Source organism: Dendrosporobacter quercicolus (assembly GCF_900104455.1).
GTDB lineage: Bacteria > Bacillota > Negativicutes > DSM-1736 > Dendrosporobacteraceae > Dendrosporobacter > Dendrosporobacter quercicolus.
On record NZ_FNHB01000001.1, the window covers coordinates 319,893 to 335,431 of the forward strand.

Annotated in this window: 15 protein-coding genes; all 15 read left to right on the plus strand. The window is 47.2% G+C overall.

Going from position 1 to position 15,539, the window contains the following annotated elements; translation table 11 throughout:
* The first annotated feature begins 14 nt into the window (after positions 1-14).
* The 15 genes from BLR06_RS01500 (at position 15) to BLR06_RS01570 (ending at position 15,516) form a co-directional block, all read left to right on the plus strand.
* Positions 15-1,475 carry a CoA-acylating methylmalonate-semialdehyde dehydrogenase gene (locus BLR06_RS01500; protein ID WP_092067586.1) on the plus strand — a complete coding sequence of 487 codons (1,461 nt, stop codon included), beginning with the start codon at positions 15-17 and terminating at the stop codon, positions 1,473-1,475.
* Between the two features lie 213 nt (positions 1,476-1,688).
* Positions 1,689-2,828: an acyl-CoA dehydrogenase gene (locus BLR06_RS01505; RefSeq protein WP_092067588.1), complete on the plus strand. Its 1,140-nt coding sequence runs from the start codon at positions 1,689-1,691 to the stop codon at positions 2,826-2,828.
* A gap of 42 nt (positions 2,829-2,870) precedes the next feature.
* A complete protein-coding gene (locus tag BLR06_RS01510; RefSeq protein WP_092067590.1) occupies positions 2,871-3,656 on the plus strand; it encodes an electron transfer flavoprotein subunit beta/FixA family protein in 786 nt (261 codons plus the stop codon).
* A gap of 18 nt (positions 3,657-3,674) precedes the next feature.
* Complete coding sequence (locus tag BLR06_RS01515; protein WP_092067592.1) at positions 3,675-4,700, plus strand: electron transfer flavoprotein subunit alpha/FixB family protein; 1,026 nt, start codon at positions 3,675-3,677, stop codon at positions 4,698-4,700.
* Positions 4,701-4,873: 173 nt separating this feature from the next.
* A complete protein-coding gene (locus BLR06_RS01520; protein ID WP_092067594.1) occupies positions 4,874-5,299 on the plus strand; it encodes a MarR family winged helix-turn-helix transcriptional regulator in 426 nt (141 codons plus the stop codon).
* A 222-nt stretch (positions 5,300-5,521) separates the two neighbouring features.
* Positions 5,522-7,045, plus strand: a complete 1,524-nt coding sequence (locus tag BLR06_RS01525; protein WP_092067596.1) for a YifB family Mg chelatase-like AAA ATPase — start codon at positions 5,522-5,524, stop codon at positions 7,043-7,045.
* Positions 7,046-7,639: 594 nt separating this feature from the next.
* A complete protein-coding gene (locus BLR06_RS01530) occupies positions 7,640-9,682 on the plus strand; it encodes a methyl-accepting chemotaxis protein (protein ID WP_092067598.1) in 2,043 nt (680 codons plus the stop codon).
* 36 nt (positions 9,683-9,718) lie between these two features.
* The gene (locus BLR06_RS01535) at positions 9,719-10,759 is read left to right on the plus strand and encodes an alpha/beta hydrolase (protein WP_217636816.1); all 1,041 of its coding nucleotides are present in this window, start codon (positions 9,719-9,721) and stop codon (positions 10,757-10,759) included.
* 191 nt (positions 10,760-10,950) lie between these two features.
* Positions 10,951-11,238 carry a hypothetical protein gene (locus tag BLR06_RS01540; protein WP_092067600.1) on the plus strand — a complete coding sequence of 96 codons (288 nt, stop codon included), beginning with the start codon at positions 10,951-10,953 and terminating at the stop codon, positions 11,236-11,238.
* A 167-nt stretch (positions 11,239-11,405) separates the two neighbouring features.
* Positions 11,406-11,798 carry a hypothetical protein gene (locus tag BLR06_RS01545; protein WP_092067602.1) on the plus strand — a complete coding sequence of 131 codons (393 nt, stop codon included), beginning with the start codon at positions 11,406-11,408 and terminating at the stop codon, positions 11,796-11,798.
* A 272-nt stretch (positions 11,799-12,070) separates the two neighbouring features.
* The gene (locus tag BLR06_RS01550; RefSeq protein ID WP_092067604.1) at positions 12,071-12,601 is read left to right on the plus strand and encodes an N-acetylmuramoyl-L-alanine amidase family protein; all 531 of its coding nucleotides are present in this window, start codon (positions 12,071-12,073) and stop codon (positions 12,599-12,601) included.
* Positions 12,602-12,635: 34 nt separating this feature from the next.
* Positions 12,636-12,950: a hypothetical protein gene (locus tag BLR06_RS01555; protein WP_092067606.1), complete on the plus strand. Its 315-nt coding sequence runs from the start codon at positions 12,636-12,638 to the stop codon at positions 12,948-12,950.
* A gap of 149 nt (positions 12,951-13,099) precedes the next feature.
* Positions 13,100-13,948, plus strand: a complete 849-nt coding sequence (locus BLR06_RS20165) for a methyl-accepting chemotaxis protein (protein ID WP_281242258.1) — start codon at positions 13,100-13,102, stop codon at positions 13,946-13,948.
* A 668-nt stretch (positions 13,949-14,616) separates the two neighbouring features.
* Positions 14,617-14,823 carry a DNA-directed RNA polymerase subunit omega gene (gene rpoZ / locus BLR06_RS01565; protein WP_092067609.1) on the plus strand — a complete coding sequence of 69 codons (207 nt, stop codon included), beginning with the start codon at positions 14,617-14,619 and terminating at the stop codon, positions 14,821-14,823.
* Between the two features lie 189 nt (positions 14,824-15,012).
* Positions 15,013-15,516 (plus strand): YqeG family HAD IIIA-type phosphatase, encoded by a 504-nt coding sequence (locus BLR06_RS01570; RefSeq protein WP_092067611.1) that lies wholly within the window; start codon positions 15,013-15,015, stop codon positions 15,514-15,516.
* Positions 15,517-15,539: the final 23 nt, after the last annotated feature.

Here is a 15,539-nt window from a genome sequence, read left to right on the forward strand (position 1 = left end):
ACGGAGGAATGTTTATGAGCGAGAAAACGGTAAAAACAATTAAGAATTTTGTAGGCGGCCAGTGGCTGGCAGCCACTTCCGGCAAAACTGAAGTGGTTCCCAATCCGGCTACAGGCAAGCCTTTGGCAAACGTTCCTATATCCAACCGCCAAGATTTGGATAATGCGGTGACGATTGCCCACAAAGCTTTTCAAGCATGGAAAAAGGTTGCTGTACCGCGCCGCGCCCGGATTTTATTCCGTTACCAGCAGCTTTTGATCGAACATTGGGATGAACTGGCGCGCCTGATCACCCAGGAAAACGGTAAGAATTATGATGAAGCCTACGGGGAGGTGCTGCGGGGTATTGAATGCGTGGAATTTGCCTGCGGTGTTCCAACATTAATGGCCGGAATGCAGCTGCCGGATATCGCTACGAACGTTGAATCAGGCATGTACCGGTATCCGATTGGCGTTGTCGGCGGGATAACACCCTTTAATTTCCCAATGATGTGCCCTTGCTGGATGTTCCCGCTTGCGATCGCCTGCGGCAATACCTTTATTTTAAAACCGTCGGAAAGAACGCCTTCGCTGGCAAACAGGCTGGCTGAACTGGCGAAAGAAGCCGGTCTGCCGGATGGTGTGTTTAATGTGGTTCATGGCGCGCATGATGTGGTCAATGGCTTGCTGGAGAATCCTGATGTTAAGGCCATATCTTTTGTTGGCTCACAGCCTGTGGCTGAATATATCTATAAAACTGCAGCCGCTAACGGTAAGAGGGTACAGGCTTTGGCCGGCGCAAAAAACCATACGATCGTTATGCCTGACGCCGATCTTAATTTTACGGTAAACAATATTATGAATGCAGCCTTCGGCTCAGCCGGTGAACGCTGCATGGCCTGCTCCGTGGTTGTCGCCGTGGGCGATATTGCCGATGAACTGGTGAACAAGCTTAATGCTGCAGCCGGTAATTTGAAAATTGGCGACGGCCTGGAAAAGGGTGTTTTTCTGGGACCGGTCATCCGGCAGTCTCATAAAGACCGCACTCTGGAATACATCGAAAGCGGTGTACAAGAGGGCGCAGCGCTTGTCCGGGATGGCCGTTGCGATTCCTGCGCCAATCAGGAAGGTTATTTCCTGGGACCAACTATTTTTGACAATGTCACCACCGGTATGCGGATCTGGAAGGAAGAAATCTTTGCCCCGGTGTTATCAGTGGTGCGGGTGAAAGATTTGGACGAAGCCATTGCTTTCGCCAATCAATCCGATTTCGCTAACGGCGCCTGCCTGTTCACCAGCAACACCACAGCGGTACGCAGGTTCCGGGAGGAAATCGACGCCGGAATGTTAGGTGTTAATCTGGCAGTTCCTGCCCCGATGGCATTCTTTCCGTTTTCCGGCTATAAAAAGTCCTTTTATGGCGATCTGCATTGCAATGGGCGTGACGGCGTTGAATTCTATACCCGTAAAAAAATGGTGACCGCTTTATATAAATAAATGCGGCCAGTGACGGCAGCTTGCGGGCAGCGGCTCGCCGGCTGCTGCTTAGGGCAGTAAAAGGTTTGATTGCAGTTTAATTGCAGCCATATATTTTGCATGCAATATTTCAACATTCAAAATATATGACCGCAAAACTGCTGGATTATATGGTGTGCTGCGGTGGTATATGCAACCGCCGTATGTATTTAATAAAATTTAGGGGGTATAAGCATGAATTTTGTATTGACGCCTGAACAGGAAGATATCCGGAAAATGGTACGGGAATATGCCGAAAAAGCATTGGCTCCCACTGCCGCCGAACGTGATGAGAAAGAGTTATTTGTTAGAGAGATTTTTGACGAAATGGGTCAGCTGGGAATTGTCGGCTTACCTTATCCTGAACAATACGGCGGTGCAGGCAGCGATTTTCTTAGCTATGCAATTGCGGTGGAAGAAATTTCCCGCGCCTGCGCGTCTACCGGTATTGGTTTGTCGGTGCATGTATCGCTTTGCGCCTGGCCTATTTTTAAGTATGGCAATGAAGAACAGAAACAAAAATACCTGCGTCCGCTGGCCGAAGGTACCAAGCTGGGCGGTTTTGGCTTAACTGAACCAAATGCCGGCACCGATGCGTCCGCCGGTTCAACTGTGGCTGTTAAGGACGGCGATAGTTATATAATTAATGGAACCAAGGTGTTCAACACCAATGGCGGTGAAGCTGAAATTGAAGTAGTATTTGCCGCTACCGATAAAGCAGCAGGTCTGAAAGGGCTTAGCGCATTTATTGTGGAAAAGGGAACGCCAGGCTTTAGCTTTGGTAAAAAAGAAGTAAAAATGGGTATCAGAGCTTCGGTACAGCGCGAACTGATTTTTGAAAACTGCCGAGTTCCCGCTGCCAATTTACTTGGTAAAGAGGGCGCCGGTTTCAAAATTGCCATGTCCAGTCTGGATGGCGGCCGTATCGGTGTTGCCGCCCAGGCGCTGGGAATTGCGCAGAGTGCGCTGGAGAATGCCATTAAATATGCCAAAGAGCGGGTGCAATTCGGCAAGCCAATCGCCAATAATCAGGCTATCGCGTTTATGATCGCCGACATGGCCACCAAAGTGGAAGCAGCGCGTTTCCTGGTTTATCGGGCAGCTTATCATAAATCTCACGACCTTCCGTATTCCAAAGAAGCGGCCATGGCCAAAAAATTTGCCTCCGATGCGGCAATGGAGGTCACTACCAATGCCGTCCAGATTTTCGGCGGCTACGGCTTCAGCCGGGAGTATCCGGTAGAACGCCTGATGCGCGACGCTAAAATTACCCAGATTTATGAAGGTACCAACCAAGTGCAGCAAATGGTTATTTCCGGCGCGGTGCTGCGGTAATACTCTGTGGTTGACAGCACAGCTACACAAGGAGGATGCGGAATGGAAATTGTTGTTTGTGTCAAACAAGTGCCTGATACTACTGAAATAAAAATTGATCCTGTTACGAATGCCCTGATCCGTCAGGGGGTGCCAAGCATTGTCAATCCATTTGATAAAAATGCGCTTGAGGCTGCTTTGCAGCTCCGGGAAAAACATGGCGGCAAAGTTACTGTTGTCTCAATGGGGCCGCCGCAGGCCAAAGAGGCCTTGAAGGAGTGCCTGGCCCTGGGCGCCGATACGGCCATTCTCATTAGTGACCGCGCGTTTGGCGGATCAGATACCCTGGCGACCAGCTATGCCTTGGCTGCAGTTATGCGTAAGCTGGGCAATTACGATATGATCATTTGCGGCAAGCAGGCAATTGACGGTGATACTGCCCAGGTCGGCCCGGAGATGGCCGAACATTTAGGCATTGCCCAGCTAACCTATGTGTCCAAAGTTGAAGTTGAAGGAACCACTGTCCGGGTTGAGCGCGAGCATGAAGACGGTTACGATATCATTGAGGCTGAATTGCCTGTTTTGTTATCGGTAGTAAAATCAATTAATGAACCGAGGTTTCCAACCGTCAGAGGTACGATGAAGGCTAACCGGGCGGAAATCCCCGTATGGACGGCTGCTGATTTGGAAGTGGATAGCAATAAGCTTGGCTTTAAGGGCTCGCCAACCCAGGTTCGTAAGACCTTTACTCCGCCGCTACGCCAGAACGGTGTCGTTATTCAGAAAGATACGGCGCGCGAAGCTGTCGCTGAACTAATACAAAAATTGTCTGAGGCGAAAATTGTATGATAAAGGAGGACTAAACTTATGGCAGCGGCGATAGATCAAAGTCAATACCGGAATGTCTGGGTATATATTGAGGTGGGCGAAGAAGGACCGCGAAATGTTGGTCTTGAACTTTTGGGCGAAGGCCGCAAACTGGCCGATGCCATGGGGCAGAAGCTGGCGGGAGTGATCATTGGCGAAAAAGTTGCCGGTCTGGCCAAAGAAGTTTTTGCCGCCGGAGCGGATCAGGTCTACCTTGTTGAAGCACCGGAACTGGCACACTATAGCACCGACGGCTATACTGCGGTTTTTACGGACTTAATCAAGCAATATCAACCATCGGTTATATTAATCGGCGCCACGAATGACGGGCGGGATCTCGGTCCCCGAATCGCCTGCCGCATTGGAACGGGACTGACTGCCGACTGCACCGGGCTGGGCATCGATGAACCGACCGGACTGGTGGCCTGGACCCGGCCAGCCTTTGGCGGTAATCTGATGGCAACCATTTTATGCCGTGAGCACAGGCCGCAAATGGGTACTGTACGGCCATCGGTGTTTAAACGGCCTGTTCCGGATTATTCCCGGACAGGGGAAATTATTCATGTGCCCAGTACGGTTCAAGCGGAAGATATCCGCACAAAACTTATTAATATAGTAAAAGTCTGCACCGCTTCCTGCAACCTGGAAGAAGCCGAGATCATTGTGTCAGGCGGCCGGGGTATGTGCAAGCCGGAGAATTTTGTACTTATCGAGGAGTTGGCTAATGTTCTGGGCGGAGCGGTAGGCGCTTCACGGGCTGCAGTGGACGCCGGCTGGAAACCGCCGATGCACCAGGTCGGGCAGACCGGAAAAACAGTAGGTCCCAAGATATATTTTGCCTGCGGTATTTCCGGCGCAATCCAGCACCTGGCCGGAATGTCATCATCAGATGTCATCATTGCAATTAATAAAGACGCCGATGCGCCAATTTTTAAAAGAGCTGATTATGGAATTGTCGGCGATGTTTTAGAGGTACTGCCTTTGTTGAGCGAGGAATTCAGGAAAATTAAACCAAAAGCTTGTTAGCGGATCGGTAATTTAAACGCAAACGCTGCTTGGGCTAAGTGATATGCTTAGCCCAAGCGGCGTTTATATTTCTTATTTTAGCAAATTCATTGACAATAAGGCATAATAGTGTAAAATTACATTTGTATAAATATTATTGGCAAGGAAACAATATATTTTGAGGTGAAACAACATTGCTGGAAATTTTTGATAGTCTGTGTATTTTGTTGGCAAAAGCAGAGCAAAAGCATTTTTTATATACCAAAAAGGCTCTGGATGAGGCAAAACTGGAAATATCGCCGGGACAGTTAGTGGTATTGTATGCACTCTATAAAAAAGATAATATCTCAATATCGGAGCTGAGTAAAAAGGTTTTTCTGGATAATTCAACGCTTACCGGATTGATTGACCGTTTGGAGCGGTTGGAACTGGTAAAACGGGTGGATGTGCCCCATGACCGCCGCTCGTATCAAATTTGTCTGACGGATAAAGCCAGACGGATCGAGCAACGGACCAAACAGGTAATGCAGCAAATTGAAAATAAGATGCTCGAAAATTGCAGTGAAAGTGAAATTACAGCACTGCGCAGTATTCTGGGCCGTATTTTCACCAATTTTTAGTTGACGTAAGCTCCGGAAATCAGCTGGTTTCATTCATCACTCCTTTTAACCAGGGCAGTATAACATACTGCCCTGGTTAAAAGGAGTTTGTTTATTTCGGAATATTTTGGTGGAGCTGAATATTATTCGGTTTTGGTTAGAGGAATATTTTTCCTCCCGGCGAAACGTGTACAATAGAAATACCTGACTTGGCAAAGCGACTTGCTTACTGGGAGGTTAAATGTGTTTGCGCAAACCTATGGCTCAACAACAGCCGGTCTGAATGGAGTGCTTATCAATGTCGAGGTCGATATTACCAATGGAATACCGGCCTTTGATATCGTCGGACTGCCTGATACTGCCGTTCGTGAATCAAGAGAGCGGGTACGGGCGGCAATCAAGAATGCCGGCTTCGAGTTTCCGGGGCGGCGGATTACAATAAATCTTGCCCCTGCGGATATTAAAAAGGACGGTTCCGGACTTGACCTGCCGATCGCCATTGGCATATTGACCGCCGGCGGCCAGATCCGGCCGGAGATTGCCCAAAACTATCTGCTGGTCAGCGAACTGTCGCTGGAAGGCAGGCTGCGCGGCATCACCGGCCTGCTGCCTATGGCGATCAATGCTTTGCGTCAGGGAGTCAGGGCGATTATTGTAGCGCCTGACAACAGCAATGAGGCGCTATTGGTTGACGGCACAATTGTGTATGCGCCGGCGACCCTGGCTGAGGTAGTACGGTTTCTCAGGGGAGACCATAGCCTGCAACCGATGGAGAAAGCTGCTCCAAGCCAGCCTCCGGCAACTGCCGGCGAAGATTTTTCTGATGTTCAGGGTCAGTTGTGGGCTAAACGGGCTTTGGAGATTGCGGCTGCAGGCGGACATAATGTGCTGATGATCGGCCCGCCCGGATCGGGAAAAACAATGCTGGCCAGAAGAGTCAATTCCATTTTGCCCACAATGTCAAATCAGGAGGCGCTGGAAACTACCAAGATCTATAGCGTCGCCGGCCTGCTGACTGAGAGTAACGGGCTGGTAACCACCAGGCCATTTCGCAGCCCGCATCATACCATTTCAGACGCCGGTATGGTCGGCGGCGGACGGATTCCCAGGCCGGGAGAGATTACGTTAGCTCATAACGGCGTATTGTTTCTGGATGAACTGCCGGAGTTTTCCAAGGCCACACTGGAAGTGCTGCGACAGCCGCTGGAGGACGGACAAGTCACAATATCGCGCGCCAATGCTTCTCTGTCCTATCCTGCTAAGATGATGTTGCTCACGGCGATGAATCCGTGTCCGTGCGGATTTTTTAATGACAACGCCACCAAGTGTGTGTGCAGCGAGAATGAGGTCAGGCGGTACCTGAAAAGAATATCAGGCCCGCTGTTGGACCGCATTGATATTCACATCCAGGTACCGCGTCTGGAATACAGCGACTTAACCGGGAATAAGCCGGCCGAAAGCTCTGCGGCAATCCGCCGGCGGGTTGAGACCGCCCGCCGGCTGCAGCGCACCCGGCTGTTACCCTATGGCATTTTCTGCAATGCCCGGATGGGTCATAAACAGGTAAAAGCAACCTGCAGGCTAACGTCCGGCGCACAAACATTATTAAAGCAAGCATTTGCCAAAATGAGTCTCAGCGCCCGGAGTTATGACCGGATTGTAAAAGTAGGACGTACGATCGCCGATTTGGATCAGTCCGGGGAGATTGCAGAAATGCATATAGCTGAAGCCATTCAGCTGCGCAGCAATGCCAGACCGGGGCGGTGAAGCAGCGTCTGTTCGCCGCAGCAAAGTCCGGTAAAAACGCAGATAGAATCCCGGCTGCAAGTTTGCAGCCGGGATTTTTGCGCGCCTAAAGCCGTGGAAATGTTTTGCCGTTGTTACGACGGAGTATTCACTAGCGATTTTTCCGATAGGACAATGGTCCCAAATAACCGGGAAAAAAGGCGCAAGGGAATTGATCAAGTATTATGGAATTAAGTTGATTATGTAAAAAGATGCCATAATATGACGAATTTTGCTGTTGGGGGATGGCAGCGATTTCATTGCTGCTTTCATGCTGCATCGTATAGCCAGTTTGGCTTGAGCGGAACCATGGCCGGATACCGTAACGATAACGAATGTTATCATGACCTGGGTAATGGATCCAATTTATGTTGACAAATCTATTGAGGCTGGGACGCAAAATTATGGATTTAAAGGCCTGTATATCTGTAATTGCAGGGGTGCAAACTGTTATGAGCAACGGATTTTGCTGGCTATGCCCAAAGTCTGTTTCTTTTTATTATAAACATGTCGTCGTACGAGAGGAGGATAAGACGGTTTATAATTAAAAACATGTTGGGGCATGGGAGGACTTAAATGATTAATTTTCATAGTATTCGTTTTCGTTTTATGGGAACAATCGGCCTATTGATGATTGTCACGCTGCTGCTTGTTGCCGGCAACAGTTATTATTTTGCCGATAAGTATCTTCGCGCCAGTCTTGCTGAAACCGAACAGGCCGTGGCGGATGGCGCGGTCAACGAGCTGAATAATATTATCGACATTGCTTTTGTTCACGTTGAAAATATAGCTGTCAGTCCTCAGGTACAGGGGGGAGATATTAAGCAAATTGTCCCTTACCTGCGGGATGAACAGAGCCGTACAGGCATATTTGATAACATTGCTTATGTTGAAAGTGACGGCAGCGCCGTCAACCACCAAGGCGGAGTTGCCAATGTCAGCGAGCGGGAATATTTTAAAAAAGTAATGCAAACGCAAAAACCCTATGTTTCCGAAGTTTACGTGTCCAAAACAGGAAAGAAGCAGTCTGTTGCCTTAATTGTACCTATCATGCGCAATGGGCAAATCGCCGGATTTATGATGGGTGGCTTAACTTTGGATAAAGTGTCGGAAATCATCCAAAACATCAAGTATAAAAATACCGGATTTGGCGCTTTACTGGATGGACAGGGAATGTATATAGCCAATCCCAACCATCCGGAGGTTGTCGGGAATATGAATTTGAGCACCGGCGTACTTGCGCCGGAGCTGCAGGAAAAACTAGGGGATAAAGGTACGCTGAGCCCGGTTTTAACGAAAGCGGTACAAGATATTATCGCAAGCGGCGTTCAGCAATATGCCGAGTTTAAATCAACTGCCGGCATTGATAGTGTCACCTCCCTATATACTGTTCCTCTTGCCGGTGGTCAGCAATGGATACTGATGTTAACTACAAGCAAAGAGGAAGCAGCAAGGGAAGTGAATAATTTATTCAGGATTAGTTTGACCTTGTCGGTGATTTCACTGCTTTGCGCCCTGGCGATTACTTTTTGGATCAGCGGAACCTTTGCCCGGCCGATTATGGATATTAACCAGATTGCCAAGAATATAGCGGCAGGCACACTGAACCGGCTGGAGAAAAAGGTGTCCGACAAGAGTGAGCTCGGTCAGCTGTATGACAGTATATTTAGCATGAATGAAAATCTTCGCCAACTGGTGCAGCAAGTGAAAGTGCAATCTGAACAAGTGGCGGCTTCAAGTGAGGAACTGACTGCCAGCGCTCAACAGTCGGCACAGGCTTCGAATCAAGTTGCGGCATCGATTACCGACGTGGCAAGAGGCGCGGATGAACAGCTTGCGGCGGTTAATGATACTTCAACGGTGGTTGGGCATCTTTCCTCAAGCATTCAGCAGGTTGCGGTTAACGCTCATGAAGTTGCGGGTAAATCGGTTCAGGTTGCTGACAAGGCCGCTGCGGGAAATCAATCCATTGAGCAAGCGGTTTGCCAAATGACCAGCATTGAGCAAACGGTGGTTACCTCTGCCGGTGTGGTAGCAAAGCTGGGAGAACGTTCAAAGGAAATTGGCCAAATTGTGGATACGATTGCCGGAATTGCCAGTCAGACTAATCTTTTGGCTCTTAATGCGGCGATTGAGGCTGCCCGTGCGGGAGAACAGGGAAGGGGCTTTGCCGTAGTCGCAGAGGAAGTGAGAAAGCTGGCTGAGCAGTCCGAGGAAGCTGCAAAGCAGATTGCATCATTGATTAGTGAAATTCAGATTGAAACCGATACCGCTGTTGAGTCTATGGGGAATGGGACGAAAGAAGTTAAGCTGGGAGCCGAAGTGGTGAATGCTTCCGGACAGGCATTCCGTGAAATTACCGCTCTGGTGACAAACGTTTCCGAACAAATTAAGGAAATATCGACAGATATTGAAGAAATGGCCAAAGGAAGCCGCCAGATCGTCGAGGCAGTAAGAAAAATCGACGAAGTGACCAAAAAAACCGCAGCCGAATCGCAAACAGTATCGGCAGCTACCGAAGAGCAATCGGCTGCGCTTGAAGAAATCGCTTCTTCCAGTCAGAGCCTGGCTGACTTGGCCAGTGACTTACAGTCGGCAGTAGACAAATTTAAAGTATAGTAGTACCACGAGAAAATAACATGCCGGGAGGATATTATGAAATTAAGAAAATTAGTTACGTTTTTTGTTGCCGTTTCAGTTATGATGTTTTCAGTTGTTGCTTATGGAGCGGACGATTCTTTAAAAATTAAAGATATCGGAAGTTTTTATGTGGGGGGGCATGAGATTGTTTTAGAAGGATTGCCTGCTTATGATGCAGTATTCACTGAGGGGGGGCCGGTCAGAAAAGTAGATCCGAATGGCAGTTTTGAAACAGGTCAGATGTATGTACAGTATGTCCAATTGAAAAATGCCAAAGCAAAGTATCCGGTTTTACTCTGGCACGGCGGCGGGCTGACGGGAAATACCTGGGAAACCAAGGCGGACGGTAATCCAGGCTGGCAAATGTTCTTTTTAAAGGCCGGCCACAATGTCTATGTGTCCGATGCAGTTGAACGAGGCCGCTCCTCGTGGTCGCGATATCCGGAAATATATAAATCAGAACCTATTTTTAGGACCAAAAAAGAATCGTGGGAGTCTTTCCGTATCGGGCCGACCTATGACGATGATCCGTCCAAACGGATTTCCCATCCTGGCGTACTTTTCCCGGCCGAGTCATTTGACCAGTTTATGAAATCGGCAGTTCCGAGATGGATTACAAACAACCAGGCCACACAAGAGGCTTATGACCAGCTGGTACAAAAAGTCGGACCTGCCGTAATTGTTGTCCACAGTCAGAGCGGTGCTTTTGGCGCAAGAGCCGCATTGAACGCGCCGGACAAGGTCAAGGCAGTGGTATTGATTGAACCTTCCGGCGCGCCTGATCCAGCCAAAGAAAATCTGGCGCTGCTAAAGAACATACCTCATCTTTATATATGGGGGGATAATGTTGATAAATATCCTACTTGGCCTAAGTATTACGCCAATGTAGCCCGGTATCGGGATGCCCTGATAGAAAACGGAGTGCCTGTTACTTGGATTGATCTGCCTAAAATAGGGATTAAAGGAAATTCTCATATGCTTATGATGGATAAGAATTCTGACCAGATTGCAGAAATTATCCAGAAGTGGCTGGAGAGTCAAAATTTAATGAAATAGCACTTAGCTCAAAATGCACAAAAACCCGTTTTATTAGGAAGCGGGTTTTTGTGCATTCCGGGGACAATATGGATGAAGGTATCATTACGCCGGGACTGTCTTTCGGACAGATTAAATCTAAACTAATTCTAAAATAATCGTCTTATGATATGAATATGTTCCTATTACAAAATATAAAGGAGTATTTACTAATGAGAAGCATAGCGAAAAAAATAATGATCTGTTCCCTATTGGGATTAATGCAAGTTGGCTTAATAGCAACCGTTGCGGCAGCATCGCCGAAAGTAGATGAACCGCCGCGCATTGAGCAACGCAATGATAAGCCTCGGAAAGAGTATAAAAAAGTTCCGCCTCAAGGCGAAAAAAGTAAAAAGCCTGTTCCCAAAAAAGAGGATCAGAAAAAACTGCCGCCTAAAAAGCAGCAATCCGCAAACCATGATAAAAACGTTCGATTGCCCGAACCCCAATATAATCGCTAATCAGAATTTATCCGGCAGCTTTGGCTGCCGGATTTTTTTGCGCCTTGGATAATCCCAACGGCAAAAATGAATTGTCTAAATATCCAATAATTTCTAAAAAAATTCTAAAACTTACCATGTACGATAACAACATGAGTTTATTACATTAATCGAAAGGAAGTGCTCCTGTGAAAAGTGTAGTAAAGAAAGTAGCGATTTACTCAATGGCAGGCATTATGCAGTTTGGATTGGGGGGAACAGCATTAGCAGCTTCGCCGGCAGAAGACAGTCCTGCAACCCAGCAGCAATATATTGAAGATAGTCGGCCGGAGGCGGAAAACGGTCAAGTCAACTTTCAAAGTGACCAAGTAAATCACGAGGAGGATCAGTCCAACCTGGAGAATCAGGCTGATTCAGATAAAACACAGGCCCAAAAAGAACGTGAACATTTAGAAAATGAACGGTACAAAAAAGCAATCCAGCGGAAACCGAATGAATCGGACGCTGAATGGCAAAAGCGCCTGCAAAAAGAAAATGAGCGCCGTGAACAGAATCTGGAACAAATCAAACAAGAGCGGTAATATAGTATTTAGCATACTGTTGTGCTGATACTATATGGACAAGCCTTCGTTTGAGGCAACCCTGGAGCTATCCCGATAGGGGTATGGCTCCAGGGTTTATTTTGTTAAAACGCAAGTGCAGTACCGGTATTATTTAACTGCTAAAACAAAATCAACTACTGGAACATAACATAAAGTAGACGTAATGTTTAACTGGGGGTTTCACTAATTTAGTCTACTTATCAGGCTTAGCCGCTCTTATAGAAGCGGGACAAAATTAGGAGGTATATTAGATGAAGGTTACAATCAACGGAGGCCACTATCCCGGGCTGGATTCAGGAGCAGTTGGAATAACGACGGGACTGCAGGAAGCTGTTGTTACGCGTGAGTTAATGCAATCGGTCGCCGGGTATCTAAGGGCTGTGGGCTATACCGTATTGGAAGTGCAGGAAAATAATCTGTCGCAAATTACCAGCGCTTCTAACGCTTTTGGCGCTGAACTTTTTGTATCAATTCACTGTAATGCAGCCGCCAGCACCGAAGCCAAAGGTACGGAAACTTATTGCTATCAATGGGGAAGCAGCGGGGCCAGACTGGCCCGGTGCATTCAAAAGCAAATCATTGATAATCTTGGTACGGTTGACCGGGGGATCAAAACGGCCAATTTCCATGTATTGCGGGAAACAGAGTGTCCGGCGGTGCTGGTGGAAACGGCTTTTCTATCAAATCCTGAGGATGAACAGCTGTTGGCCGAGACTGCGAAGCGCGACGAATTTGCCAGGGCTATCGCCAGGGGGGTAACTGATTATGTAGCGCAGAGCTAATCACCAGAATAGAATAGACCAGGAGGTGGATCATATGGACGAAAATTTAAAAAAAGAAATTAAGGAACTGGTCAAAGAGGAAGTTGCAGGGCTGGGGCTCAAAGTAGACGATAAGCTAAAAGAGGAGATCAAAGAGCTAATCAAAGAAACCATTGCAGATCTGGAAGCCAGAATAGACGAAACCTTAAAGAAGGAAATCAGGGAACTGGTGAAAGAAACGATTGCAGATTTAGGATCTAAAATAGACGATAAGGTTGAGAAGACGGCGGATAAATACCAAGTGCCCAAATGGGTAGTCTGGCTGTCCGGGCTTGCAGCGGCCGGAGCGGCTATCAGTCTTATCTTCTAAATTTAAGGCGGCTGTAGAATGCCGCCTGTACATAAATTACAGCCGCTGTGCCGGGGGCGTATTTTTCGCTCAGATCGATTTAACTACAGGAATTTGTTGAAGTCCATCGAAATATACCTATAGAATTTAAATAAAAAGGGGGGGACATAGTGCAAACGAAAGAAAAACCTTTAACAAATGAGGCTATTTTAGAGGCCTTTAAGCTGGTTCTTCCGTATATGAACCAGATTGTCCGGGAAGATATGGTCGTTGGGCTTACCGATTTAAAAGAATACCGGGGTTACCATCGGGCGAAAGAATTTGAGCTGGATCTTGGCGAAGGCAAGCCAATCAAGGGTATTGACACCATTGAAGAATGTCTTCGCATCGGCAAGACTACTTTTGCCGATATCCCGCCAGAGGTTTATGGACGGACGATAAAAACGATTTTTACGCCGATTTACGGAGTAAACAGGGAAATCATTGGCACCTTAAGTTCCGGCATTGATTTAAACCATAGCCTTGCGTTAGTAAAGAGTGTCGAAGAATTGGCTATAGCGACAAATCAGGCGGCTGAAAATGTGCATCAGATTGCCCAAAGTGCCACTGAGCTTGCTGAGTCGGGTCAACGGCTGATTCGTCTGGCGGAAGAATTAGCGCAGAAGAATAAGCAGTCCGCCGAAATTATTGATTTTATCAAAAATATAGCATCACAAACCAATTTATTGGGTTTGAATGCCGCCATTGAAGCGGCAAGGGCCGGAGTGCAGGGGCGCGGATTCGCGGTTGTAGCGGAAGAAGTTAGAAAACTGGCGGATCAATCTCAGGATGCAACAAAAAGAATTCAGACCACGTTAAAAGAAACCAGTCAGGCTGCCACCGAGCTTAATCAAGCTGTTGAAGCAACCGGAGCGATTGCGCAAGAGCAGGCGGCAACTACAGAAGAAATATCTTCAGTATTAGAAGGCCTTCAGCGGAATGCCCAGATACTGCAGGACTATGTAGCACGTTATAAATAAATATGATGCAAATCCAAAGGTTCATCTCCACCGGGACGCTTTGTCGCTGACCGGTAAAAGAAAAGCCAGAGCTCCGCTGCCTGCGGTCACTCTGGCTTATGACTTAGTGTACACATGGATAGTTTTCCCTTTTGGAGTTTATGTTATACATGCTAAATTGCAAATCATCTTTAAAGGCCGGTAATTTTGGCGCTAAAAACAATCCGACTTAACCGTCTAATGAGGACGGTTTTTTGTGTTGCAGATTTAAGAACGATTTTGGGTATAATAAGGGTACAAAAAAGATCATGCGGCAACCATAGCCTTATCAGCCCCCATCGACAGTGTTATGACGCGATGTTTCCCGTCCAGCTTCGTTGGCCGTAGCAACAACGGTTTCGGCCTTCGCTGCGCTCGGTACAAACCGTGTTTTCTTTATCGTCGCCTTACATATGTCCGATATACGCGCCTCCTTCGTCTTGCAGGACGAAAAATCTCGCGCAATTCAGCCTATAGCTTTAGACTTGGCGGACTATCAGCAGTAGTTTTCGCCCATTATGAGTAAATAATTTCCAGCAAAGCAAGCTATTAAGCGAAAAGTATGGTATAATAGTAGTTGTTAACATAAAGCATCGGATTATCCAGAAGGCAATTGTTAACACAGAGGGAATTGAAAAGAGGTAGTGGCAATGAATTATCCGGCATTAGAGGACTTGTTAGATAAGGCTGATAGCAAATATACCCTTGCTGTTTTAGCAGCTAAACGAGCCAGAGAAATCATTCAGGGTAGTGAAATGCTGGTGGACCGTAAGTCGTCGAAGCCAGTTAGCATTGCGTTAGAGGAGATTGCTAAGAGGAAAATAACGTTTAAACGAAATAAAACAGGAATTAAATAAGCTGAACAACTCCTTGCTCTCGATGAAATCGAGGGCTTTTTATTTTCTCAGTTAAAATAACTTTTAGCTTAAACGGTTGGCGCTCAATCAGTCGACGCCTTGCTTAAAACAGGCAAAAATGGGATAATTAAATCTATATATTATTTTGCTGTTAACTGCGGGCTGCGGACAGATTGGAGGAACTGCTTCATGAATTTACTACGGCCTGATTATATTGCTCAATCGCTGCAGGAAATTAATTTAAACATTTTGCGGCAAAATGGGATTCAGGGCATTATTCTGGACCTGGATAATACGATCATTGCCTGGGACAGTCCCAGGATGCAGCCGGAAATCGTTGATTGGATAAAGGAGCTGCTGCAGCAGCGCTATCGGATTTGTCTGTTGTCTAATAATATGACCCAGAGGGTTAAACATATTGCCGATATGCTGGGGGTTCCATACGTGCCGCGCGCCTGTAAACCATCCAAAGCCGGTTTTCGTCAGGCAATTGCGGTTTTGCAGTTAAAGCCGTCCGAAATTGCAGTGGTGGGCGACCAGTTATTTACCGATGTGCTTGGCGGCAACCGCCTGGATTTATTTACGGTATGGGTGGCTCCGCTGAGCGCCAATGAGTTTATCGGCACTAAAATTACCCGGAAGATTGAAAAATTAACGATACGGCTGCTGAAAGCCCGTGGATTATTAAAATGATGGCTGACTGCTGCACTCGAAAG